Annotated in this window: 20 protein-coding genes, 2 pseudogenes and 1 other annotated feature; of the genes and pseudogenes, 6 read left to right on the forward strand and 16 right to left on the reverse strand. The window is 39.8% G+C overall.

The annotated features are described in order from the left end of the window. Positions 1-21: 21 nt before the first annotated feature. Positions 22-882 (reverse strand): TetR/AcrR family transcriptional regulator, encoded by an 861-nt coding sequence (locus GY23_RS15500; RefSeq protein WP_075620112.1) that lies wholly within the window; start codon positions 880-882, stop codon positions 22-24. Positions 883-1,057: 175 nt separating this feature from the next. Between GY23_RS15500 and GY23_RS15505 the strand changes: the two genes are divergently transcribed. Further along, positions 1,058-2,527 carry an MDR family MFS transporter gene (locus tag GY23_RS15505; protein ID WP_075620113.1) on the forward strand — a complete coding sequence of 490 codons (1,470 nt, stop codon included), beginning with the start codon at positions 1,058-1,060 and terminating at the stop codon, positions 2,525-2,527. A gap of 1,011 nt (positions 2,528-3,538) precedes the next feature. Here the strand turns inward: GY23_RS15505 and GY23_RS15510 are convergent. Continuing rightward, positions 3,539-3,994 carry a hypothetical protein gene (locus tag GY23_RS15510; RefSeq protein WP_075620114.1) on the reverse strand — a complete coding sequence of 152 codons (456 nt, stop codon included), beginning with the start codon at positions 3,992-3,994 and terminating at the stop codon, positions 3,539-3,541. Positions 3,995-4,187: 193 nt separating this feature from the next. Between GY23_RS15510 and GY23_RS15515 the strand changes: the two are divergent. Next, a pseudogene (locus GY23_RS15515) lies at positions 4,188-5,028 on the forward strand (tyrosine-type recombinase/integrase). A gap of 445 nt (positions 5,029-5,473) precedes the next feature. Here GY23_RS15515 and GY23_RS15520 read toward each other — a convergent pair. The 12 genes from GY23_RS15520 to GY23_RS15570 form a co-directional block, all read right to left on the reverse strand. Further along, positions 5,474-7,999 (reverse strand): beta-glucosidase, encoded by a 2,526-nt coding sequence (locus tag GY23_RS15520; protein WP_075620115.1) that lies wholly within the window; start codon positions 7,997-7,999, stop codon positions 5,474-5,476. A 606-nt stretch (positions 8,000-8,605) separates the two neighbouring features. Continuing rightward, positions 8,606-8,920: a hypothetical protein gene (locus GY23_RS15525; protein WP_075620116.1), complete on the reverse strand. Its 315-nt coding sequence runs from the start codon at positions 8,918-8,920 to the stop codon at positions 8,606-8,608. Positions 8,921-9,033: 113 nt separating this feature from the next. Then, positions 9,034-9,510, reverse strand: coding sequence for a barstar family protein (locus GY23_RS15530; protein ID WP_075620117.1), 477 nt, complete (start codon positions 9,508-9,510; stop codon positions 9,034-9,036). A 146-nt stretch (positions 9,511-9,656) separates the two neighbouring features. Continuing rightward, positions 9,657-10,454 carry a hypothetical protein gene (locus GY23_RS15535; RefSeq protein ID WP_075620118.1) on the reverse strand — a complete coding sequence of 266 codons (798 nt, stop codon included), beginning with the start codon at positions 10,452-10,454 and terminating at the stop codon, positions 9,657-9,659. Between the two features lie 18 nt (positions 10,455-10,472). Then, on the reverse strand, positions 10,473-10,736 hold the full coding sequence (locus GY23_RS15540) for a tetratricopeptide repeat protein (RefSeq protein WP_139311135.1): 264 nt from the start codon (positions 10,734-10,736) through the stop codon (positions 10,473-10,475). 333 nt (positions 10,737-11,069) lie between these two features. Beyond that, positions 11,070-11,696 (reverse strand): NUDIX hydrolase, encoded by a 627-nt coding sequence (locus GY23_RS15545; protein ID WP_075620120.1) that lies wholly within the window; start codon positions 11,694-11,696, stop codon positions 11,070-11,072. Between the two features lie 106 nt (positions 11,697-11,802). Continuing rightward, positions 11,803-12,213 (reverse strand): hypothetical protein, encoded by a 411-nt coding sequence (locus GY23_RS15550; protein WP_075620121.1) that lies wholly within the window; start codon positions 12,211-12,213, stop codon positions 11,803-11,805. A gap of 833 nt (positions 12,214-13,046) precedes the next feature. Then, on the reverse strand, positions 13,047-13,220 hold the full coding sequence (locus tag GY23_RS18520) for a hypothetical protein (RefSeq protein ID WP_169834572.1): 174 nt from the start codon (positions 13,218-13,220) through the stop codon (positions 13,047-13,049). Next, complete coding sequence (gene leuS, locus GY23_RS15555) at positions 13,220-15,634, reverse strand: leucine--tRNA ligase (RefSeq protein WP_075620122.1); 2,415 nt, start codon at positions 15,632-15,634, stop codon at positions 13,220-13,222. The genes GY23_RS18520 and leuS overlap by 1 nt, the downstream gene beginning before the upstream one ends. A 124-nt stretch (positions 15,635-15,758) precedes the next feature. Continuing rightward, positions 15,759-15,980: a binding site (T-box leader), on the reverse strand. Positions 15,981-16,059: 79 nt separating this feature from the next. Beyond that, complete coding sequence (locus GY23_RS15560; protein ID WP_075620123.1) at positions 16,060-16,722, reverse strand: 3-oxoacid CoA-transferase subunit B; 663 nt, start codon at positions 16,720-16,722, stop codon at positions 16,060-16,062. An 18-nt stretch (positions 16,723-16,740) separates the two neighbouring features. Continuing rightward, the gene (locus tag GY23_RS15565; protein ID WP_075620124.1) at positions 16,741-17,430 is read right to left on the reverse strand and encodes a CoA transferase subunit A; all 690 of its coding nucleotides are present in this window, start codon (positions 17,428-17,430) and stop codon (positions 16,741-16,743) included. Between the two features lie 183 nt (positions 17,431-17,613). Continuing rightward, complete coding sequence (locus GY23_RS15570; protein ID WP_075620125.1) at positions 17,614-18,786, reverse strand: MDR family MFS transporter; 1,173 nt, start codon at positions 18,784-18,786, stop codon at positions 17,614-17,616. 157 nt (positions 18,787-18,943) lie between these two features. Between GY23_RS15570 and mnmL the strand changes: the two are divergent. From mnmL to GY23_RS15590, 4 genes and pseudogenes are all read left to right on the forward strand, one after another. Beyond that, positions 18,944-19,893: pseudogene (gene mnmL / locus GY23_RS15575) on the forward strand (tRNA modification radical SAM protein MnmL/YtqA). Then, positions 19,890-20,453: a tRNA 5-(aminomethyl)-2-thiouridylate-methyltransferase MnmM gene (gene mnmM, locus GY23_RS15580; protein WP_075620126.1), complete on the forward strand. Its 564-nt coding sequence runs from the start codon at positions 19,890-19,892 to the stop codon at positions 20,451-20,453. The pseudogene mnmL and the gene mnmM overlap by 4 nt, the downstream one beginning before the upstream one ends. Positions 20,454-20,552: 99 nt before the next feature. Beyond that, a complete protein-coding gene (locus GY23_RS15585) occupies positions 20,553-21,632 on the forward strand; it encodes a type III polyketide synthase (RefSeq protein WP_075620127.1) in 1,080 nt (359 codons plus the stop codon). 5 nt (positions 21,633-21,637) lie between these two features. Continuing rightward, positions 21,638-22,159, forward strand: coding sequence for an isoprenylcysteine carboxyl methyltransferase family protein (locus tag GY23_RS15590; RefSeq protein ID WP_075620159.1), 522 nt, complete (start codon positions 21,638-21,640; stop codon positions 22,157-22,159). Positions 22,160-22,248: 89 nt separating this feature from the next. Here the strand turns inward: GY23_RS15590 and GY23_RS15595 are convergent, their stop codons facing one another. Together GY23_RS15595 and GY23_RS15600 are read right to left on the reverse strand one after the other, a co-directional pair. Beyond that, positions 22,249-23,817: an amidohydrolase gene (locus tag GY23_RS15595; RefSeq protein ID WP_075620128.1), complete on the reverse strand. Its 1,569-nt coding sequence runs from the start codon at positions 23,815-23,817 to the stop codon at positions 22,249-22,251. A 149-nt stretch (positions 23,818-23,966) separates the two neighbouring features. Then, complete coding sequence (locus tag GY23_RS15600) at positions 23,967-25,283, reverse strand: NAD-dependent malic enzyme (RefSeq protein WP_075620129.1); 1,317 nt, start codon at positions 25,281-25,283, stop codon at positions 23,967-23,969. Positions 25,284-25,394: the final 111 nt, after the last annotated feature.

Raw genomic sequence — 25,394 nt, forward strand, 5'->3', positions numbered from 1 at the left:
AGTTTTCAACAAACATCACCACTACTTTGAAATTTCCCCCCATGCTTGTTCGAGCAATGTCACGATATTCGGTTCAAAAGAATGATGATTTGCTAATGACGATAGGACGCTTTCAATTAATATTTTCCGTGGTTTGGTAGCAGCCAATTCTTCCCCTAAAAAGTCAAAGAGATGTTTCGTGTCTTCATCTTCCTCTTCGAGAAATGTTTTGGAGGCCGTTTTCAATCTATTGCCTAACTCTTGGAGAGAAATTTTCTCCAAAGGCTTCACCTCAGAAATTTTCATTTCTTGAATAAATCGATCACCTGTTTCGACTTGCAGTGTGATTGCCGCTTTCAATCGTCTAATAACAAAAGCTGAGAGTTCCTCTGTCGGCAAATCATCTTTTGAAGTAAGTTTCCACATATGTGTTAATTGCTGGATGGAGCCGTGGACGATTGCCGCATTTTCCATAGCATACGGTTCCGCTTCTTTACCGAATACATCAATGATACGCGATGATAACCAATCCAATTCTTTCACGTATGTATCTCGTGCAAACTTCTTCAGTACTTCCTCCTGTGCATAAAAAATGCTTTCATATAAAGCGAATAGGTTTTTTTCCCGATTAAGCCTTATTCGAATGCACAGCTGCTCGGCCAAAATTTGTGGATCGTCTACAGATTTCCCGACAGCAGCAGACATCCGTTTTTGGCGAATTTCACTGCCAACTGATTCCATAATGGCAATTAGGCATTCTGTTTTAGATGTGAAATACTTATAAAAAGTGCCTTTTGAAACGCCTGCTTCGTCCAAAATGTCTTGGATGGAAGAAGCATTATATCCTTTATTGATAAACAAAGAATAGGCAGCGTTGACAATATTCTGTTTCTTTGGATTCATTTTTCCTCACCTTTATACTGATAGTATAGTTTAATAATACCTTTTAAACCCTTATAATTCAATGTTATTAAACTCTCATTATATTTTTATTGATAAAAATGAACAAGCAGTATAGAATGATGCAATAGAGAAAAAAACAAAGAAATTTAATAGGACATACGGAGGAATAAACAGAATGAAAGAACAGAAAAAACCGCCTTATGGCATAATAGCCATACTATTCTCAGGGGCGTTCATCGCAATATTTACGCAAACTTTATTAAACGTCGCATTGCCGGAAATCATGGCAGACCTAAATATCGAGCCTGCCACAGCACAATGGCTTGTTACAGGCTATATGTTGGTGAACGGGATTCTCATCCCTGCAAGTGCTTATTTTATCCAGCGCTATTCAAACCGTGCCATTTTCATTTTGGCCATGTCTCTATTTTCACTTGGGATCTTACTCGCAGCTGTCGCACCAACTTTTAGTGTACTTCTTGCCGGACGAATGATTCAAGCTTCGGGTGCAGCACTTATGATGCCGTTATTAATGAATGTGATGCTTGCAGCATTCCCGGTGGAGAAACGAGGATCCGCTATGGGATTCTTCGGGCTTGTCATGGTAGTGGCACCTGCAATTGGGCCGACACTCTCCGGATTCATCGTTGAACATTATTCATGGCGGGTATTGTTTTATATTGTGTTGCCACTCGCTCTGATTCCGCTTGCTCTAGGGATTTTCAAATTAAAGAATCTAACCTTCCAAGACAAAGGCTTGTCTCTAGACATTGCCTCATTGGCCTTTTCAAGTCTTGGGTTTGGTGGAATTTTGTATGGTTTCAGTTCTGCCGGAACAATGGGATGGAGCAATCCGGTAGTTTATGGAACGATTATCATCGGAACGGTTTCACTGGTCATCTTTATTTTACGCCAGTTGAAATTGAAAAAACCTTTGCTTGAAATTCGTATATACAAATATCCGATGTTTGCATTGTCATCCGTGATTTCCATTACGTTATCCATGTCGATGTTTTCAGCCATGATTTTGATGCCGATTTATGTTCAAACCATCAAAGGAATTTCACCAATCGATTCAGGGCTTTTGATGTTGCCAGGGGCTCTTGTAATGGGCTTTATGTCACCAATTACAGGCCGTCTCTTCGATAAGTTCGGAGCCAGAGTGCTTGCAATTCCAGGGTTGGCAATTGTGGTTTTGACGACGTACATGTTTAGCCAATTGTCCGTTGACACAAGTTATCTGCACATCATGGCCATCTATACGGCTCGTATGTTTGGGATTGCAATGGTCATGATGCCCGTTATGACAAACGGCTTGAATACATTGCCAATGATATCATACCCGCACGGTACAGCAATCAACAACACGCTTCAACAAGTAGCCGGTGCGATCGGTTCCGCATTCCTGATCACGATCATGAACACACGCTCGGAATCGGTTGCAAAAGAACTTGCAGCAAGCGGTGCAGTTCCCGAGAGCATCAAGAATACCGCGATGCTTGAAGGGATAAACTTTTCCTTCTTTGTCTCAATGTTCATCGCCCTCATCGCGCTGATTTTAGCTTTCTTCATTAAAAAGCCAATACATTCTGTGACTGAAGCAGAAAAAGAGAGTGTATATAAGCAAGAAGAAGTATCTGAATGACAAAAAAGTACTTGGCGTCACATAGAGGCAATTAACAAAGTCCATTTAAATCAAAAAGGCACCGTTTCCTCAACATCTTGAGAAAACGGTGTTTTTCAGAAGTGGCACTTTTTTTATCACCTTCCAATCAAGTGACTATATTCAACCTTATCAGAAGACTGGTATCCGTAAATGCTTTTCTATTCAACGATAAATCCGTCATGGGGGTCCTTTTATCTTCACCGATAATGACAGGAAGTGCAGAAATTGTATCTTCGGTCGCTATTTACTATAAGGAAAAACACGTTTCCTTCATTTACCCCAAAAAGCAACTTTCTGATTCAGGGTGTTGTAGCGGCGTAATTGAGACAACTTCGTTGCAGGATTGACTGAATGAAAACAAATGAGTTGTGGTCATGGCCATAACTCATTTGTTTAGATCTCTAGGTTATGTTGCAACAGGTTGAATCCGAAAGCGAACCGGAAACCTGCCACCTCATTATTAACACACACCATTTAGTGTGAAATGTATGTTTTTCCCGAGAGAAGTCGCAACCAGTGCTCATTTTCCTTTTGGACAGCGAACGCAATGTTTTTAGCGATGCAGGGTCGTTTATTGGGATTTCGTGGGGGTGTCAAGCTTGTTACTGATTTTTCTTTCATCGCACACCTTCACCTCTTTTTTAACTTCTTCTTATAGGATTTGCGGATTTTGAAAAATTAGCCTAAAAACAAGAGAAGGCATTGTTTCATAAGGAGTCTCTTTAGAGGTGCAAAACAAGAAATCGACTCTCAAACAGCAATTTAAAACGAGATGATATCAGCATCGCTTTTAATTGTGCTTTTTTGTGATTTTCTGACAGAAAGTAATACAAAAAACACTGATTATTTTCTCAGTGTTTTTTCTGGTTCTAATTTTTAGTAAGCCTTTTTCTTATTAAACTAAAGCACCCGTTAGTTGAATAAGAAAAAGAACCTGCAAAGAATTTTAAATAGTCCAGTTAAAGTGGAGAGAATCTAATAACCTTCAAATTACTGAATAAAGACATTCCCAACATATTGAGCATTTCCACTATCCGCATCAATGTCTATCACAATCATATACTCTCCTTTTTCATTTGGTAAGTAGAAGGATTGGTCACTTTTTTTATATTCTAAATTAATCTTGTTTTCTTTTTGCCAAACTGAAACACTTATTCCATTTGGGTTAAAATCTCCATTTTCTAGGGATATTTGAACTTGCTGTCCAGAATTAAAGTACATTATGTTTTGTTTTTTTGCTAATGATTGAATATCCTTCGTTTCCTTGTTGTATTTTTTATCATAATTCCAATCTATGTTTGCTTCTGTTAAATCTTCTTGTTCGTTAATACCACTTGGAGTAAACACTAAAACAGTTGGTGGAGAAAAATCATATTCTTCTCCAATACATCCTGTTAACAAAAAGACGAAAAACAAACCAATAATCAACTTGAAAAATGTATTCACATCTCTTCGCTCCTTCTCGTTTTTTATCTAATTAATTCTATACAATTTTTAACATTGACCTTAATTAAATTTAGATTATTCTACTGTCCTTGTTCAACTAACCTGCCACGTTTGTAAAAATACACCCTATGTCTATAATTCTATTAAATTGGCAATAATCCTTTTAAACATTACTATTTTAGGGGGAATGGAATTGTTACTGTCAAAAGCGTGGTCTTCGTTTGAAGCGGATAAGCGAATAGAGGGTTTTTCACCACAAACGTTATCGGCCTACCAGGTACAAGTCCTTGCTACTAATTGATTATTTTAAGGATATAGAGATGAAATTGCTGGATACAAATCAACTGAAAGAATATCTCGCTATATCTGGCTAGCATTTAAAACCGGCCAGTCTTGCACATCGTATCCGCTTTTTGAAGTCATTTTTTCGTTGGTCCCATGAAGAAGGTTTCCTAAGTAGGAATCCAACTTCCAAGATTAAAGAACCAAAAGTAGGTAAGCGGATACCTAAGTACTTAACCGAAAGGGAGATTGAACACCTTCGTGAATCCTGTCATTCTGCTATGGAAAAAGCGATATTTGAATTCATGTTTTCTACAGGTTGTCGAATTGGAGAAATCGTTTCTTTAGAAAAGAACCATATTAACTGGTCCAATCAATCTGCGATCGTGAGAGGAAAGGGCGATAAGGAACGGGAAGTATATTTTAATACACGTTGTGACATATGGCTTAAACGCATTTTAGAAAGCCGTAATGACCATAATCCAGCCATCTATGTGACAGCAAGGCAGCCACATAGAATGAGCGTCGCCCAAATGCGATATATCATCATGCGGATCTCCAATCGTGCGGAAATTAATAAAGAGATTCACCCACACCAACTTAGACACAGCTACGCAACTCATTTGATGAATAATGGAGCTCCTATTGAAGTCATACAAAGTCTTATAGGTCATGAGAAGAGCGAAACCACCAAGATCTACGCTCAGCTGAGTGGAAGGTTTAGGAAGGAGTATTATCAAAAGTACTTTTAAATGGAAAAGGAGCAACGTCTTAAAGGACGTTGCCCTCTTTGACTAAAGCACCCGTTAGTTGAAGAAGAAAAAAGAGACGCTTATTAAACAATTGCGTCCGATTGTGGAATATCAAGATAGTAAGCCGGGGACCTGTCAGTCGCCGCGTTCGGGCGGTGCAGGTCCCACAGCTTCATCGCTCTCGACCGGTCCGTCGGATTCCTCGACGGTGCATGCGGTCAAGAGGAGTGCCTGACCTCGCCGGCTGTTCCGAATCCCTTCATCAGACTTCACACGTCCTTCCTTGACTCACTTCGTCCCTCTCGTCGCCCATGGATGCAACGAGAAAAGCGGTGAGCGCACGCGCTCACCGCCTTCGGAATGCCCCAACGCCCCCTATCGGGTCGCCGACGTCATTCCAGGGCCAGGGACCTACCGATTAGAGTCCCCCTTGCCATTTCTGTTGTCATTGGCTGTTGCCATTGTTGTTGCCTTTATTGTTGCCTTTATTGTTGCCATTATTACCATTGTTGTTGCCGTTGTTGCCGTTGTTGCCGTTGTTGCCGTTGTTGCCTTTGTTGTTGCCTTTGCCGTTGTCCTTATCAAGTTTGAAGTTCAACGGGATGTCTTTTTCCAACGGAGTGTCTGCCGAGGAACCACCGACATGTACGCGGTACTTTCCTTTAGCAGTTTCCCACTCGCCATCAGCCCAGTTCGCTAGGTTGTCCGGATCTTCCGGAACGAAGTAAGAGAACGGGTGGTTGGAGTCGGACTGGTTAATTCGCATAGTAACCTTCTTGCTCTCACCTGGCTTAAGTTCAACCTTCTCGAAGTTAACAAGACGTTTAGCTGGCTCATCAGCCTCGTCCGGTAGAGTCAAGTAGACTTGTGTCGCTTCAGCGCCGGCAACGTCGCCTGTGTTCTTCACTGTGAAGGACACGTCAATACCAGACACTGAACCTTTGCCCTGCACCTTTTTCACCTTAAGGTCATCATACTCGAAAGTCGTGTACGACAGACCGTGCCCGAATGAGAAGACCGGCTTCACGTCGTTCGCTTCATACCAGCGATAGCCCATCTCGAGATTCTCGGAGTACTGAGTGATTAGCTGGTGAGAACCGTCACCGTACGCTCCCGGGCCTCCTGGCTTACCAGTGTCTTTACGTGCTCCAGGGTATTGCTCCTCAGTCGCGAAGGCAGCTTCACGCTCTTTATTTCCAAACGTCATTGGCAGCTTACCAGAAGGATTAACTTTACCATATAGTATGTTGGCCACGGCATTTCCATCCTCCATACCTGGATTCCACGCCTCAAGTACTGCAGGTACCTTATCTAACCATGGCATAAGTACCGTTCCAGAAGTCTTCAGAACCACAGCAGTGTTTTCTGGGTTAGCCTCCATAACCGCATCGATTAGCGGCTCCTGTTCCACTATGTCTTTTCCTTTTTCGGTCGGGTCGAGGTCGATAGCTGGGAAGCCAAGAGTCGTGCGGTCCTTGCTCTCAGCTGGGTTGTCACCGATCATTAGCAGCACGACATCGGACTCAGCAGCCAGCTTAGCAGCAGCCTCCGGATCTCGGCCATCGTTATACGTTACTTTAGTATCGTAGCCCAACTCCTTGATGACATTCTCCAAGCCCTGTTGTGGTGTGACCGTGTAAGAAGTCGGGACGTTCGTATTGTTAGCTTTAAGCGAGTGCTCCGGCAACTTCGCAATGCCGGCGAACCATTCAACGCCAATCAGTGCGATCGACTTCGGCTCTCCGTCCAGTGGAAGGAAGCCGTTATCGTTCTTCAACAGCACGGACCCTTCCTCAGCAATCTCACGTGCGCTTGCGCCGTTTTCCATCAGATCGACGTTCTCCCACTTGAACTCGTCCCAAGGCTCATCCATTTGGCCGAACTCAATCATCTTAATATATCGTGCACGAAGCAGATTGTCGATGTCGTTCTCAGTTATCTCACCTGAATCAATGGCATCATTGATTTTTTCCTCTGTGTAGTGCTGCGCTGTCCAGTCTAGCTCGACATTCGCGCCCGCCTTGATGGCACCGACCGTGTCGTGAATCGCGCGACGGTCACTCATAACCCAACCGTCGAAGCCCCATTTGTCTCTTAAGGCTTCTTGGAGTAATTCAGAACTTTCACAGGCAAAAGTGCCGTTAACATTCGGGTACGAGCACATCATAGAGGCTGGGTCAGCTTCTTTGGCATTCATCTCGAATGGCAACATGTACAGCTCGTGCATGGCTCTTGATGGGATCTCGCCACCCATCGTATTACGTTCGAACTCCTGCTCGTTTCCAGCCAAGTGCTTGAGCTGAACCTGAACACCTTGGTCCTGAATACCCTTTGTCTGCTCGATCCCTAGGGCACCCGTCAGGTAAGGGTCCTCACTGAAGTACTCATAGGCACGACCACCGTACGGGTGACGCAGGAGGTTCATACTCGGTCCAAGTATCACTTGATGCGCGAATGCCCGAGCCTCCTCGCCTAGAATTCGGCCGGCCTCATAGTTCAGCTCGCGGTCGAAACTCGCGGACATTGCCAGTGTGGAAGGTAGACCCGTCGTCACTTGATCGACACACGATCCGCCCTTAACGCCCGTACCACTGTTGGTCATGCGGATATTGGGAATGTCCAGCTCATCGATTCCACGAATTTGACGGCCAGTGTCCTGAAATTCACACCCAGGCAGGGTACCCTGGGGCGCGAATTCGCCGTTTCGGTACTTGGTTGCTTTATAAGGGTTATTGATGACGACCGTCTTACCGGTGTCGTTCTCATTAAATCGCGAAGTAGCGATTTGCTGGATCTTCTGTTCCATTGTCATCTCATCGAGAAGTAGCTCAGTGCGCTCCTCAGCAGAGAGCTTGGTGTTCATCCAGGGATTGGTCCCTTCCATTCCACCAGTCATCGCATTAGCAGGATTTACTAAAGAAGATATGGTAATCGTTGCTGTCAAAAAAATTGCACTAAATCGTTTTATCATCCTAAATTCTCCCTTACTATGTACTTGTCAATTAGTATTCTAATATAATTTATATTATCAACCCTCCAAACTATTCCGTGTTTTAGTATAGTGTAAAATTATTACGCTAGTATGAACGGTTGATTACAGCACAGTAACAAAAAACACGATATTAGTAATGCTTCTAAAGTCTAAAATTGGCATTTAAACACAGTAGGAACAAAAACCACGAGATTAGTATTACTACTAAAGTCTGATTTTGCAATCAAAATAAATTTAAAAGAGCATTACACTTTATTATTATAAATATAATAATATAAGTTGGAAGAACTTCTCTTTATTAAATAAGCATAGTTACTATGCTATTTGGAAATCCAATCGAAGATGGCATGGAAATATAAATCTATTTATAATATGGAGACAATCTATGCTCAATAATCTGGCTCGATATATATAAGAAAGAGCGCATTTCTTACTACTGAAAAGCGCCCGATTGAGGAATATCTCTATATCTAATAATCAATATTTTAGTTCAATAAGAAAAAGCTACCTTAAAGGCAGCCTATTGTTAAACTAAAGCACCCTAAGCACCCTTTAGTTGAAGAAGAGAAATTTTACGTTACCACTTTACTTAAAGTCGTTTACCCAAAACCAATATCGACCAGTGTTTTTTTTATTATTTACAATCAACAATATAATAGGGATAATGCCTAAGATAATATATAAAGTGATAAATATTGATGTTTCGAGAATTTCCATGTTCTCAACTATTCCCATACAAATCATTAAAGTTCCTACAAATAAGTAAGGAAAAACTAATCCTTTCTGATAAGATTGAAACTTTTCCTCGCCTAAAATAATTCTTGTTTTTATGGGTAAAAAATAGTCACTCTTCATTAGGTGGCTAAACCCTAAAATTATCATAAATATCCCAACAGCCATTAAAATCCCCCTTCTTCTTATTCAACTAAACTGCTCCGTTACTTCAAAAAGAAAAAGGGCTTCATAGCAACTCGATGATCTTTAACTATAGCTCCCATTAGTTCAAGATAATTTTATAAACCCCTATTTTTATTAAGCCATTCATCACTATTCCAATCAGCGGTCATACCTCCCAATGGTGGAAAAGACAATTCAGCATCATTAGATTGAACTAACCCTAATAAAACCCTATTATCAATTAAAAATTGCCACGAATTTATTTGTATAATATCTAAAATATGAAATGCAATGTCTGGATATTTCTTTGCAAAAATATCATAGTTCCTAAATGCTAAGACGAAACCTTTATTATCAGGAACAATATCAGATAAACAATCATTAAAAGCATTTAAATTTCTACCGTAATAATCAGGAAAAGCTAGGGTCTTGGCTAACTCTTTATGATAATTATCCATCTCCCATTCAGTGCAATCAAAGGAATATATATCAAATCCTTCTAATTTAATTGATTCAATATTTTTTTCATAGATGCTGTTATTCCAAAATAAAGTAACACTTCCATCCTGCATAAGTTCCTTCCAGTATTCCATTTCGCACCTCCAACATATATTCCTTCTTCAACTAAACTGCTGAGTTAGTTCAATAAGAAAAAGGGCTGCTACTTAAGCAACCCATTGACCGCCACTCGGATTCCCTTCAGAGTTCCGATTTGGTGCCTTTTTCATCGAGAAATCCCTTACCATGCTCTGTATGAAAGGTTCCATCCAATTTCCTCGAGGAAATCTTCGAATGGAGGAAGTTTTTTCTTTAATTGCCGACTTGGCAGAAGTATCTCTTCCCGGAATTGTCTAAATAGGATTGAATCAATTTCCGGGAATTTTTGTTCCAACCCGTTCTTACTCTTTTTATCAATAGCTTCCAAAGAACTAACGATATATGCCGTCATTACTGGGAACTCTAGCTGAACGGTTTTGTAATTCGTATAAATAGCGCTGATGTAGCCATTGAACTCGAAATGAGGTTCGCTCGGATCGTAGTCACCTGTATACTTTCGTTCATGCTGTGGCATGAACGAATGGGCGCTCCCAGTCTCCCATATACCGACCATAATAGCGAAAGCAGCGACTGCCGCTCGCCGGGTTTCATCGTCCAGGTCCGTAAAATGCAGTTCATAGTGATCAAACTCGAATACCCACGCTCCGTGGAAATACGTCGGTTCAAAAACCTTCAAAACAGCCTCCACTTTTTCTACAATGCTCCTCTCGTCTTCTAAACTCTTGCCTCCAGTATCAATACATTTGATAGGATCTTTCATGATATTTTGAACATCCAGATTGCTTCCAAGAAAACTGATTACCCGCTGGTTCAAGAAGATTTCCTCATTTACAGCGGAATCCAGAATAGCGTGTGTCATCCAACGCATTGCCTCTCCTGGCTTCCCCAAGTCGTACATGGTAAATGCGTAAAAGATTTTAAGAAGACCGACATCCCAAAACCGACTCATCCCTGTCATTAAAACGTTTTCGGATTCCATGAGCCGGCCATGCAGCCTTTACAGCGAACCGAGCTGGGTATAGGCATTTATTGCTTCCTTATCGGACAGACCGAGTTCGAGTGCTCGATCGTAAAAAGGAATCGCTTCCTCTTCTTGTGCCAAAATATCGTAGCTGCACGCGCACTCATAGTGTAGCATCGCATGATCCGGATGCTGTAAAACAAGTTCTATGAAAAGCCTGTTTGACCCTAGCAAATCTCCGTCTCGGCGCATCTCCAAAGCAGCTTTAAGCGATTCTTCCATTTCGCTCAATCCCTTCATTTTAGTTGAGAACTTCTGTATATAATCCGCAATTTCCACTGTAATCCTAGCAGCTTATACCTCGTTCAAATTCAACATATATATCCTACAGACTCTTCAAAGGATAATACGATTGTGGTTAATAAATTTTGCTCGATGATGTTATGCTTCCTCTGAGGGGCAGTTGAGATCTTCAACATATTTATTCATTCTTAAAAAATTTTACATATTAACTAGTTCCATAATCACCCCAAAAAACCCTTCAAATTCTACTGATTCGTTGCTTTTATTGAAATAGAAAAAAGCTTTACTTCTAAATGAAGTAAAGCACCCGTTAGTGACACAAAGATAGTTCTACTTTATCTGTTCCTGTATTTTTTGAATAACTTCTTTATAAAAAGAAATTTCATGTGGTACGAATTTAACTCTGGTTATATTTTCTTTTATAATAAGCTTATTTCCATCATTATTTATTTCAAAACCATTGATTTCTATTTCATCTCTTTCGCCATACCAAAGTTGAGTAAAATCAGTAAATTTAGCTCTTACTATTCCTGAAACTTCTTCTTCTTGAAGTGTAAAGTCATCAAAGTTATTCTCACTTAGATATAAAAAAACGTTTGCTAATTCTTGATCAATGAAATTTTCTTTCACAACGGAGTAATTGATTATGCCTAACTGTTTCAACTCCTCAAAAGCCACATCAATTCCGATTTCTTCTTTTATCTCTCTTACACCATCTTTTACTGTTTCATCTGCTAATAAATGTCCAGCAGCAGTAATATCTAAAAGGTTAGGATAATCTTTTTTATTTTTACTGCGAATTTGTAAATAGATATAATCTATTCCTTGTTCATTGCAAATAAACCAACAATGAAAAACTTCATGCCAATATCCAACCCTATGTACATCACTTCGAGAAGCAACTCCTATTAAGTTTCTATTATCATCAAAAATCTTTAATTTTTCTTGTTCACTCATAAAACATTCCTCTTTCCTATCTTTAACTCTTAAACTATCGTAAGACTATCAAGAGGTAGCACTATTAAACCATTTGCCCCCGTTAGTGAAGTTATAAATAATTTAGTTAAGTTTCAGCTATTTTCCTTTTATGAATTCTAACTAAACCAAATAAACCAAGTAATATTTGGATTAAGCTTAATAACAAAAGTTGTACTGTTGGCAAGTACCATTCTCCCAACAAATTAGTCGGTATAACAGTACAAAAGAATAACAAAGCTCCCATAGTGATGGTTAATATAAATATTTTTTTATCTTTCTTTATAAATCCATAAGTTGAAGCAATTGCATTTCCAATCCCGAAGATAATTATTCCAAATAAAGCTACACTCGCCCAATTATTAAATGGCATTCTACCTATCCACTCTTGTGGAAACGTAGCGAAAACTCCAGTTTCTAAAAACATTGATAAACCTACATAAAAAGCTCCTAAAGACAATAATAAATTATAAGAATTTAAAATATTTTTTGATAACATTTTTTCTCTCCTTTTATTCTACTTTCTCAACATTTCTATTCGGTATTTAACACCCCGTAGGAGTGTTCTATCATCGTTTAAACTCTTGTCATAGTTATCATCATTTAGGACGTGATTATCACTCATAAAGTTCGAATTTTCTTTCATTAGAAATTTGTTTTCTAATACTTCTTATTTAACTAACCTGCTGCGTTAGTTCAATAAGAAAATAAAGTGCTCTTTTAATTATCATACCATCATTTTACAATTTATCCTGTAAAATACAAACTTTTCTGTTTATAAAAACCGACCTAGATTGGAGGTGTTTTTTGCATATCATTTAGCAGTATGTTTAGTTGTATTATAACTTTCGTTGTAGTGCGACCAAATAGGCTACTAAATATAACTGAAAATGGAGGTATTAGAGCAAGAATGTTTATATATCAATAAGAAATGGACTGCCAATTCATATGCGAATTGATAGTCCATTTATGTTGTATTTTAAAGTTTTACACCTCTGAAGAGAACCCCTTAATTGTTTCTCACCTTCTCTTACTTATAAAGATCTTCGAATTACAGCACGGTCTTCTGCTTTCATGCGTCCGATAGAATGTTCCATATTAATGTTTGTTGGTAGTTTGTTTGGATTTCTAGGAGGCATATTGACTGACATTTCTTCCACTCTCCTTTTCTTCATTGTTTATCATAACAAATCCGGACCGTTATTTCCGTTTTTTTCTAATTTTTTCTGTTTTTATGTTATCAATGAAGATACATGATGTTCTAAAAATGCACAAAAAAGAATACCTATGGCGTCATCGCACATAGGCATTCTTTATTAAGATTCGTTAAATTTATTTAATATCTACAAAATATATGGCAATGGCAAATGAAATCAAAGAAAATACGAAGATACTAATGGCCATCCGTTTCCCATTTTTCGGGATTTCCGGAGTGCGTAAGATCGTAAAAAGTTTCCAAGAAAATGCGACTATGACAAGCAAAATAACAATATGAACTGGTTGCATTATCCGACCACTATATTCACTAACTTGCCTGGAATAGCAATTAATTTCTTAACTTCTTTACCTTCAAGTAATTCAATAACACGAGTATCTGCCAGTACTGCTTTTTCCAATTCATCTTTGGAAAAATCTTTGCTAACGACCATTTTTGTACGTACTTTTCCGTTAAATTGGATCGCCATTTCAATTTCATTTTCTACAAGCTTAGATTCGTCAAACATTGGCCATGCCACGTAGGTAATCGTTTCATTCGCTCCAAGTTTTTCCCAAAGCTCTTCAGCCACGTGAGGTGCAAGTGGAGCAAGAAGCTGCACAAACCCTTTAGCGTATTCAACAGGAATTTGTGGGACTTTATAAGCTTCGTTAATGAAGACCATCATTTGTGAAATCGCTGTATTAAAACGAATGCCAACATAGTCTTCTGTCACTTTTTTAACAGTTTGGTGGTACACTTTTTCAAGCGTTCCGACGTTTGAATCAACGATTTTAGAACTGATCATCCCATCTTCATTGACGAATAGACGCCATACGCGATCAAGGAAACGACGTGCTCCATCTAGTCCATTTTCTGACCATGCGATTGAGGCATCTAGAGGTCCCATGAACATTTCATAAAGGCGCAATGTATCTGCTCCATGGCTTGCTACGATATCATCTGGATTTACCACATTCCCTTTAGATTTAGACATTTTCTCATTATTTTCACCTAAAATCATTCCTTGGTTAAATAATTTTTGGAATGGCTCTTTCGTTGGCACTACTCCAATATCGAATAATACTTTGTGCCAGAAACGAGCGTACAGTAAGTGAAGTACCGCGTGTTCTGCTCCACCGATATAAATATCTACAGGTAACCAACGTTTAATTAATTCAGGATCAGCTATTGCTTGATCGTTATTAGGATCAAGATAACGAAGGTAATACCAACAACTACCTGCCCAGTTCGGCATTGTATTCGTTTCGCGGCGACCCTTCATGCCTGTTTTCGGATCTACGACATTTACCCACTCTTCGATTTTAGCCAGTGGTGATTCTCCCGTTCCACTTGGTTTAATGTCATTTGATTTCGGTAGCATTAGAGGAAGTTCAGCTTCATCAATCGCCGTGATTGTGCCATCTTCCCAGTGAATGACTGGAATCGGTTCACCCCAGTAACGTTGACGGCTAAATAACCAGTCGCGTAGACGATATGTGACTTTCTTTTCACCCGTACCGTTTTCCTCAAACCAGGCAATTGCTTTTTCAATCGCTTCTGTTTTATCCATACCATCTAGGAAATCAGAATTGATATGTTTGCCCTCACCCGAATAAGCTTCTTTTTCAATATCGCCACCTGCTACTACTTCAACGATCGGGAGATCAAATTGTTTTGCAAACTCGTAATCACGGTCGTCATGTGCTGGTACAGCCATAATTGCACCAGTACCATATGTTGCAAGTACATAATCGGCAATCCAAATCGGCATTTTTTCTCCATTTACAGGATTAAGTGCATAGGCTCCTGTAAACACACCCGTTTTTGACTTAGCTAAATCTGTGCGCTCAAGATCGCTTTTCAATTTAACTGATTCAATATAACCCTTTATTGCTTCACGTTGTTCGTCAGTTGTGATGTCAGTTACTAATGCATGTTCTGGAGCAAGTACAGCATATGTAGCTCCAAAAATGGTATCTGGACGAGTCGTAAATGCACGGAAAGAATGATTAGTGCCATCGATTTTAAACGTGAGCTCAGCACCTTCAGAACGACCTACCCAGTTTCGTTGCATGTCTTTAATGCTTTCTGGCCAATCAAGATCATCAAGATCCTCTACTAATCGATCTGCATACGCCGTGATTCTCAACATCCATTGTTTCATTGGGCGTCTTTCGACCGGGTGACCACCACGTTCAGATAAACCGTCAATTACTTCTTCATTGGCAAGTACTGTCCCTAGTGCCGGGCACCAGTTTACAGCCACTTCATCAACATAAGCCAAGCCTTTTTTATAAAGTTGCAAGAAAATCCATTGTGTCCATTTATAATACGATGGATCCGTTGTATTCACTTCTCGTTCCCAATCGTATGAAAATCCAAGTTCTTGGATTTGACGTTTGAACGTCGCAATGTTTTTGGCAGTGAATTCGGCTGGATCGTTTCCAGTATCTAGTGCATATTGCTCAGCTGGTAAACCAAATGCATCCCACCCCATTGGATGTAGAACATTATATCCTTGGCTACGTTTAAAACGACTTAAAATATCAGTGGCTGTATATCCTTCTGGATGTCCAACATGTAAACCCGCTCCTGACGGGAATGGAAACATATCTAATGCGTAAAACTTTGGTTTTGTTGCATCTTCTCCTGTTTTAAAGGTTTGATTTTTTTCCCAGTTTGCTTGCCACTTTTTCTCGATTTGTTGGTGATTGAAATTCATGTTTTTTCCTCCTCTTAATTAGAAAGACATACTAGTAGCACATATGTCATTTCCTGCCCTGGATTTCAGTATTTCGTGGTGTTTCCAGAACAATAAAAAAAACCCTCGTCCAATAGTCAAAAGACTAAGGGACGAGAGTTATACGCATACTCCCGCGGTACCACCCAAATTAGCAAACATAAATTCACTCAACTTGTTTCCTTAACGCGGAAAACGGCACCGGTTACTACTACTTCACCACTGCAGACTCCAAGGCGAGTTCGACAAGTTGTGCTACCGACTTTCACCACCCGTCGGCTCTCTTGGAAACACAAGATTATGTACTATTCCTTTTCACTGTCTTACACTATTGTATTCCATTGTAATCGAATTGTTCGAAAAGCACAACATTTATTGAAAGGTATGTATTTCCACCATCCAACATTTTAGAACTGGATGTTTTCTTTAACATCATCAACGTTTAAAGAGGCTTCTGTTGAATCAATGACATCTTGAACAGTGAAACCTTCAAAGACTTCTTTTAACACAAGACCAGTTGGAGTTACTTCGATCAATGCACGTTCCGTTATGATTTTATTGACCACGCCTTTACCCGTTAATGGCAAGTCACATTGTTTTTTAATCTTAGCTGAGCCGTCTTTCGCAACATGATCCATAATCACGATGATTTTCTTGGCACCGTGAACTAAATCCATTGCACCACCCATTCCTTTGATCATTTTTCCTGGAATCATCCAGTTTGCTAAATCACCAGTCTCTGAAACTTCCATACCACCTAGAATCGCAACATCAACATGACCTCCACGAATCATCGCGAAAGATTCAGCACTTGTGAAAAAAGCAGAACCTGGTATTGTCGTTACTGTTTCTTTACCTGCATTGATTAAATCAGGATCCACTTCACTTTCGGTAGGATATGGTCCAATTCCGAGTAATCCATTTTCCGATTGAAGAACCACTGTTTTATTAGGAGATATGTAGTTAGCAACTAGTGTTGGCATACCTATTCCTAAGTTAACGTAGTTACCGTCTTCGATTTCTTGTTCTGCCCGAATGGCAATTCGCTCTCTGACATTTACTTGTCCCATGGTTTGTATCCTCCTAGTCTATGAACGAGTCGTTAAACGTTCAATCCGTTTTTCTTGTGATGCTTGTAGTAAGCCTTGCACATAAATGCTTGGTGTTTGAATCGTGTTCGGATCCAAGTCGCCTGTTTCCACAATTTCTTCTACTTCTGCAATTGTGAATTTGCCTGCAGCAGCCATCATCGGATTAAAGTTTTGCGCCGTTTTGTTATAGATCAGATTCCCAAACTTATCAGCTTTCGCTGCACGAATCAGGGCAAAATCAGCTCGAAGTGCCTCTTCCAGCACATATTCTTTACCATCAAACTCTCGAATCTCTTTCCCATCAGCAACAGTGGTGCCAACCCCTGCTGGTGTGAAAAATGCCGGGATTCCTGCGCCCCCTGCACGTATTTTTTCAGCTAAAGTTCCTTGTGGTGTCAACTCAACTTCAATTTCGCCAGATAACACTTGACGTTCAAATTCTTTGTTTTCACCTACATATGAACCAATCATTTTTTTAATTTGTTTATTTTTCAATAGTAGTCCAAGACCCCAATCGTCAATTCCACAGTTATTAGAAATGACAGTTAAATCTTTAACTCCTTTTTCTACTAATGCTAGAATCAATCTTTCAGGAATGCCAACAAGACCAAAACCGCCGACCATTAAAGTCATGCCATCTTGGATTTGCTGTACAGCCTCTTCTGCAGACGAATAAATTGCCTTCATTCGATTTTTCCTCCTAATAAAATAAAACTTTGTATAAAAGTGTTGCTTTCAATAGCTAGTATAACTCCCCCCCTTTTACGAAAGAAATCGATTCTCGTCGAAGCGTGGGCTACTTTGCAACTCTTACTATTATATCTTCTCAAAAAATATGAAATTATGCAAAAAAACTGAGAGCATGAATTTTCATTCAGCTATCTGCCTTTTTAATGGTCGATCATATAACATACTTGGAATGATGGCTAATGCCATAAAGGACGTTAAGATCAAGAACATCGCGGTCATCCCATATAGATCCACCAGTACGCCTCCCGCGAATGGACCAATCATTCTTCCGATTGTCGCGGTACTATTCACAATTCCTTGATAAAATCCTTCTCTACCTTTTGGAGCTAGCTGACTTGCCAGAGTTGGTACGGCTGGCCAGACAAACATTTCTCCAATCGTCAGAATCACCATCGCCGTTACAAACATCGAAAAGACCTGTGCGTACCCAACAACAACAAAAGAAATCATCATAATGACAATTCCTAATACGAGTTGTGCTTTAATGCGGTGTTCAAGACGTTTGACAATCGGTTGGATAACCGGTTGTAAAACTAAAATCAGTGCACCATTAATCGACCATAACAAACTATACTGTTTTAACGTAATCCCTAAATCTTGTGTAAATGTAGCAATCGTCGACTGCCACTGAACATAAACAAGCCAACAAATTAAATAACCACTGGTAACGATGAGCAATGCATAAAATGGTGCTTTATTTCGAATCTTTTTGCCTTCATTAATAACAGAAGTATGCATTTCAGGTGCAATATTAAACTTGCGATAGCCAAAGAATGCGATAAAAAAGAACACGATATACATAGCTAAATTAGCTGTGAATATATAATCAAAACTATATTCTGCGACAAAACCTGCAATTGCAGGACCAATCGCAACCCCTAAATTTTGAGCTAAATAAATGGCATTAAACGCTTTTCGCCCACCTTCAGGCCATGCAGTCCCGACCATCGCGTACATACTAGGAAAGACAATGCCTCCACTAAAGCCCATTAACGTTAAAAACCACACGTAATGTGGCCAGCCGTGCCAAATGGTTAAGCCTACTAATGCGATTACTGTAACAACAATGCCGAGCATGATTGATTTATAACCACCGATACGGTCAAATAAATAACCTCCGAGCAAGTTTCCAATAATGCCAGCTCCTGCATTCGCCATTAAAACCAATCCCGCCACAGACAAACTTTTCCCTAAATGATTGTGCAAGTAGATTGCATTTAAAGGCCATAAAAATGAGTTACCTGTAACATTCACGAGCATCCCAATAATTAGTAGCCATACGCTTTTAGGCATATAGATTACCTCCGTTGTTTCATTTCCAAAAACAAGTGTATGCTTTTTTGTACATTTCGACAAGATGTCTCGAAAAATACAACAATTCAACTTTTATCGTGACATGGGATTTACTCGCAAATCATGATAAAATTAGCCACTAGAGGAGTGATCGAACATGAATTTCCCTTTTCCTTCAGATGGAAAACGTTATTATACATGGAACCGACATTTACGAAATGAATTTGGAACTAAAGTATTTAAAGTAGCATTAGACGCAGGGTTTGATTGTCCGAATCGGGATGGCACTGTAGCTTTTGGCGGTTGTACATTTTGCAGTGTCGCTGGCTCAGGTGACTTTGCTGGCGACCGAGTTGATCCAATCCACGTCCAATTTGAAAAAATAAAGAAAAAATGAATTCAAAATGGAAAGTTGGCAAGGCAATTGCCTACTTTCAAGCCTATACAAATACACACGCCCCGCTCCCTGTCTTGAAAGAGAAGTTTGAAGCAGCTCTTGAACAAGAAGGAGTAATCGGAATTTCCATTGCCACACGTTCTGATTGTCTCCCAGATGATGTTGTAGAATATTTGGCAGAGTTAAATGAACGTACCTATTTATGGGTGGAACTCGGTCTACAAACCGTACATGAACGCACCGCCAAATTAATCAATCGGGCACATGATTACCCTTCTTATATAGAAGGCGTTCAAAAACTTCGTAAACATGGCATTCGAGTTTGTACCCATATCATTAATGGGTTGCCACTTGAAGATACCGAAATGATGATGGAGACAGCCCGCCAAGTGGCTAAACTTGATGTTCAAGGAATTAAAATCCATCTACTTCATTTGTTAAAAGGTACACCAATGGTTAAACAATACGAAAAGGGCATAGTAGAGTTTATGGACAAAGGTGCATACATTCAGTTAGTTGCCGATCAGCTTGAATTATTACCACCTGAAATGGTGATTCAGCGCATTACTGGGGACGGCCCAATAAACTTAATGATTGGACCTATGTGGAGTGTAAACAAATGGGATGTCCTAAATGGAATTGACGCAGAACTGGAATCGCGGGGAAGCTGGCAAGGAAAACACTTTGAAGGGAAAGTGACCTTGGAATGAAATTAGAACGTGTACTTCCTTATGTTAAGACGCTTTTGAAAAGCATCGTTTCACCTGGCGATCATGTGATAGATGCAACGGCAGGAAATGGTCATGATAGCCTCTTCCTTGCACAATTGGTAGGTGTGAACGGCCATGTTTATTCCTTTGACGTTCAAAAAACAGCCATTGAAGCAACACTTTTACGTTTAGAAGAGTGGCGCAACAATACATCTGTTATTCATGCTGGACATGAAACAATCCTGCATCATGTTCATTCTGAAATTTCAGCAGCTGTATTTAATTTAGGGTACTTGCCCGGTGCCGACCACACAATTATCACCCTTCCTGAAACAACCATTCAAGCGATTGAAGGTTGTCTTAAGCTGTTAAAAGTTGGTGGTCTCATTGTACTCGTTGTCTACCATGGTCATGAAGGCGGGGAAAGTGAACGCGATGGTTTGCTCGATTACGTTCGAAGTCTTCCCCAGTCGTATGTACATGTCTTGAAATATGAATTTATTAATCAGCAAAACCATCCACCATTTATATTGGCGATTGAAAAAATGAAGCATCAATAAAGAGACTGAAGGCGGCTATTAATTTAGTCGCCTTTCTCTGTATAATCCTATGCAAATTGGAAAAACTAGGGCTATCATTCTGTCACAAGGAGAAATAATATGCCTAAAATTCAATCTGTCAGTTCATTCATGCCTCCATATAGCTACTCGCAAGAAGAAGCTTCAAAATTAATGAAGCATTTATTTACCGATCATTATGCTGATTTGGAGCGTATGCTTAAAGTTTTTGAGAATGGGGAAATTGAATCTCGTCAATTTTGCGTTCCGATGGAATGGTTTGAACACACCCATGATTTAGAAGAACGTAATCGCCTCTATATAGAACTGGCAACGTCTTATGGGGTATTGGCCATTAATGCATGTTTGCAAAGCCAAGAGTTTCTGGTTCAGTCAGTACATCCTTCTGAAATCGATGCCATTTTTTTTATTTCGAGCACTGGTTTTTCAACACCTAGTATCGAAGCACGTATTCTCAATCAACTTCCATTTTCTGATTACGTCAAGCGCATTCCCATTTGGGGATTAGGCTGTGCTGGTGGTGCATCTGGGATGAGTCGAGCTTTTGATTACTGCTTAGCTTACCCAAAGGCCAAGATACTCGTACTGTGCGTTGAATTATGCAGTTTAACTTTTCAACCAAACGACTATTCAAAAAGCAATTTAATTGGGGCATCTTTGTTTGCTGATGGGGTGGCATGTGCTTTGGTTTGCGGTGACGATGTGGATATTCAGTCAAAAAAACCTTGCCCAACATTCGTAGCCACTGCCTCTAAAACCATGGCAAACTCAGAAAATGTCATGGGATGGGATATGAAAAACGATGGATTGCATGTCGTCTTTTCAAAAAGTATTCCTTCTATTATTGAGAAATGGCTAGAACCTTTCGTTACAGATTTTTTAAAGGATCATCAATTGACTCCTGATCAACTTGACTATTTCATTGCACATCCTGGAGGCAAGAAAGTGTTGTCCGCTTACGAAAGCGCACTAGGTTTTGATTCATCAAAGACAGAAATCTCGAGGAAAATATTAAGAAAACACGGAAACATGTCTTCTCCTACTGTCTTGTACGTTTTGGAATCATTTATGAAATTGGAGAGTTCTGTTGGAGATATTGGGTTATTAGCGGCACTTGGACCAGGTTTCAGTGGCGAACTGATATTACTAGAATGGCAATAGACATGATGATTTTCATATGTGTAGTAAGCTTTGTTATCATTCAACGTATTATCGAACTTTTTGTAGCTCGAAATAATGAAAAATGGATTCGTTCTCAAGGTGGTTATGAAGTTGGCGCCAGGCACTATCCATATATGGTAGCTATGCATGTTGGGTTTTTTATTAGCCTAATTGTTGAATTTCTGGTTTTCGAACGTAGCGTTCCGGCATTTTGGTATTTGTTATTTATCATTTTTCTGATGTTACAAATGATGAGGGTGTGGGTTATTTCTTCCCTTGGTCGATACTGGAATACGAAAATTCTTGTTTTGCCAGGTGCCCAAGTAGTGAAAAAAGGGCCTTTTCATTTCATAAGACATCCTAACTACTTTGTTGTAACCCTTGAAATAATTGTGATTCCATTGATGTTGGGAGCATATTTTACCGCACTTATCTTTACCATTTTGAATTTCATTATTTTAAGTGTGCGAATTCCAATCGAAGAAGCAGCATTGCGTGAAGTAACCGATTACAAGGAAGTTTTTTGATTTTCACTCGATAGGTCTAGGTTTAATTTATCCGAAAATCCTCATTACAAAAGCGAGTAGCATGTTGCGACTCGCTTTTGTTGATTACATTATTTTTCAAAAACAATGTCCCCAGCTATGATTGTTTTCACTACTTGTGCTTCTAGTAATTGTTCGTCTGAACCCGTGAACAAATCTCGATCAAAAACGGTAAAATCCGCATCGAAATCCACTGCAATCAAACCACGCTCATGTTCTTTACAAATCGCTTGTGCACTGCCAATGGTATAAAGAGATATGGCTTCATATCGGCTTAATTTTTCTTCTGGTAGGTACCCTTCGTGCTGATCACCCGGATTTTTACGAGTAACCGCAGCATATAAACCTCTTCTTGGATCCACTTCTTCTATTGGTGAGTCCGACCCCCCGCTGCACTTAATATCTCGATCAATCAACTTTTTCCATGCATAAGCCCATTTTAGACGATCACTCCCCAATCTTTCCTCCACCCATGGAAAATCTGACGTCACAAAACTCGGCTGCAAATCTAGAACGACCTCCAATTTTTCAATACGATCAACCAAATCAGCTCTTAACACATTCGCATGAATTAATCGATCACGTTTCCCGGCAGGTACTGGATATTTTTCGATAGCGGCAACAATCATTTCCATTCCTAAATCACCAATGGCATGTACCGCAACAGCTTCACCATATGTTCGAGCTTTCGCAACAAGTTTCTCCAAATCAGTTTGTGAATGAATAGCCACTCCACTGGTTGAAGGATCATCTGTATAAGGTTTGCTTAGCAGTGCCGTACGTCCTCCGAGTGCTCCATCAATAAAAATTTTCATCGCACCGGGCTCAATCCAAGGTTCTTCATACGTTGCTTCCTTCATCATTTCGTCAAAGACAAGGTGGTGACGCAACAAATTCACACGGAATTTACGTGAATTCCCAAATACCTCTTTAAAGGCTTGAAGCGGTCTTGAATAATCGCCATAATAACTCATATCTTCCGTATGTCCTCCGGTAAAACCAAGTGACACTAAATCATTTACAGCAGTGTCTAATGACGTTACAAGTTGTGATATAGATACTTCTGGAATGTTTTTCTCAACTAATGACATTGCACCATCTAATAGATGCCCGGTTGGGATTCCTTGTTCATCTCGCGAAATCACTCCATCTATTGGATCCGGTGTATTCTTCGTAATACCTGCTAACTCAAGTGTTGCGGAATTTACAATCATCGCATGACGACAAACCCGTTTCAATACAATCGGACTTCTAGACAACTTGTCTAAATCATAACGGGACAGAATTTTTTTATCCGAGAAATTATTTTCATTCCATCCTTCAGCTACAAACCACTCGCCATGTGGATGGTGCATGAGAAGTTTTTGCAAATCCGCGGTCATAGCTTCTGCGGAAAGATATGTAGATAAGTCAATATGACGCAATTTATCACCGTGTCCAATCATATGTAGATGACTATCAACAAAACCTGGATAGACAAATGCACCCAATAAATCTATCAGTACATCAGCTTGCTCTTTTAAGTCTGCAAAATTACCTAGGTTTATTATCTTCCCACCTTCTACTAGAACTGCTCCAACAGAATCACTTGGATTTTCCATTGTATAAAATGTGGCATTATGGAAACAAGTTTTTGTCATGTTGCACTCCCACTTCCCTTTTCTTACTGGTTTTGTCTTCAATAGGCACACTGAAGATTTTTATTATTCTGATACCCTAGTAATTATATACCTTTTTAGTAGAAATACAAAAACCGCCACACTCATATTCGAATGTGACGGTTCCATTATTATACCTGTTCTTGTGCGGCTTTTTCTACTGCTCTTGCCACTACTTGGTGAACAGTTGGATCTAACGGATTCGGTATTAAATCACCTGGTTTTGTATGATTTGCTATTGCTTGTGCCGCAGCAACTAGCATTGGATATGTAATTTCACTAACTCCAGCATTTAATGCACCACGGAAAATACCTGGGAAACCTACAGCATTGTTTACCATTCTACCATCTGCCGCAAATGCTGCACCCGCAGCTAGAGCATCTTCAGGTGTGATTTCAGGATTTGGATTAGAAAGTGCTAAAATGATTTGTCCAGGACGAACTAACTCCGGTTTAATTAAACCAGCCACTCCCGTGGTTGCTAGCACGATATCACAAGTTGCCATTAATTGCTCCAACGATTCCAGTGTTTGACCACCATAGTTTTGAAGTCGATCTACTGCTTCTTGTTGGCGATCAATGCCGTAAACTTCTTCTACACCGTAAGCCATTAACATACGACAAATAGCAAGTCCTGCGGCACCTAAACCAACTTGTCCAATAACTGCTCTTTTCGGATCAATGGCTGTTGAACGACTAGCAGACAATACTGAAGCGAGTGCCACCACAGCTGTGCCATGTTGATCATCATGCATGACAGGAATATTTAGTTCTTTTTTTAATCGCTCTTCGATTTCGAAGCAGTGAGGAGAACCAATATCTTCGAGCAAAATACCACCGAAACCTTGATGAATATGCTTGACCGTTTCAACGACTTCATCCGGATCACTTGTATCAAGAAGGATTGGTACCCCACTAATTCCAGCAAACTGGTCAAACAACACAGCTTTACCTTCCATAACTGGCATCCCAGCAACTGGACCAATATTGCCAAGTCCTAAAATCGCTGTACCATCAGTTACAATCGCTACACTGTTTCCGATGCTTGTAAAGTAACGGGCTTTTTCTGGATCCTTTTGAATATCTAAACAAACGCTCGCTACACCAGGTGTATAAATTCGTTGTAAATCACCTAATGAACGCACATCGATTCGGCTCTTCATATGGATTTTTCCGCCTTCATGTGCTTTTAATACATCATCAGTTACAGCATGAATATTTACATTAGGACCAATCGCCCGGACGTTTTCAATAATTTGCTCTAATTGTTCCATACTCTCGCATTTCACGCTTATATCTCTAATGGTAGAAAGTGTACCATCTTTAATGATCTTGATATCGCCTATGTTCCCTCTTGCAGTCCCGATTGCAGTTGCAACTTTTGCAAAGTTTCCGGGTTTAGATGGTGTTTCAACAATCAATGTACGTATTATTTCTTGAAGTGCCATAATTTCCTCCTAATTTTCCCGCAAAATTAATGCAGCTAAAAAGTCATTCTTCCATTATAGCAAAAAATGAACCCTATGATTAGAAAAATGACGCCTTACTGCTGCACCATG

The sequence above is a fragment of the Paenisporosarcina indica genome, from assembly GCF_001939075.1.
GTDB classification, from domain to species: domain Bacteria; phylum Bacillota; class Bacilli; order Bacillales_A; family Planococcaceae; genus Paenisporosarcina; species Paenisporosarcina indica.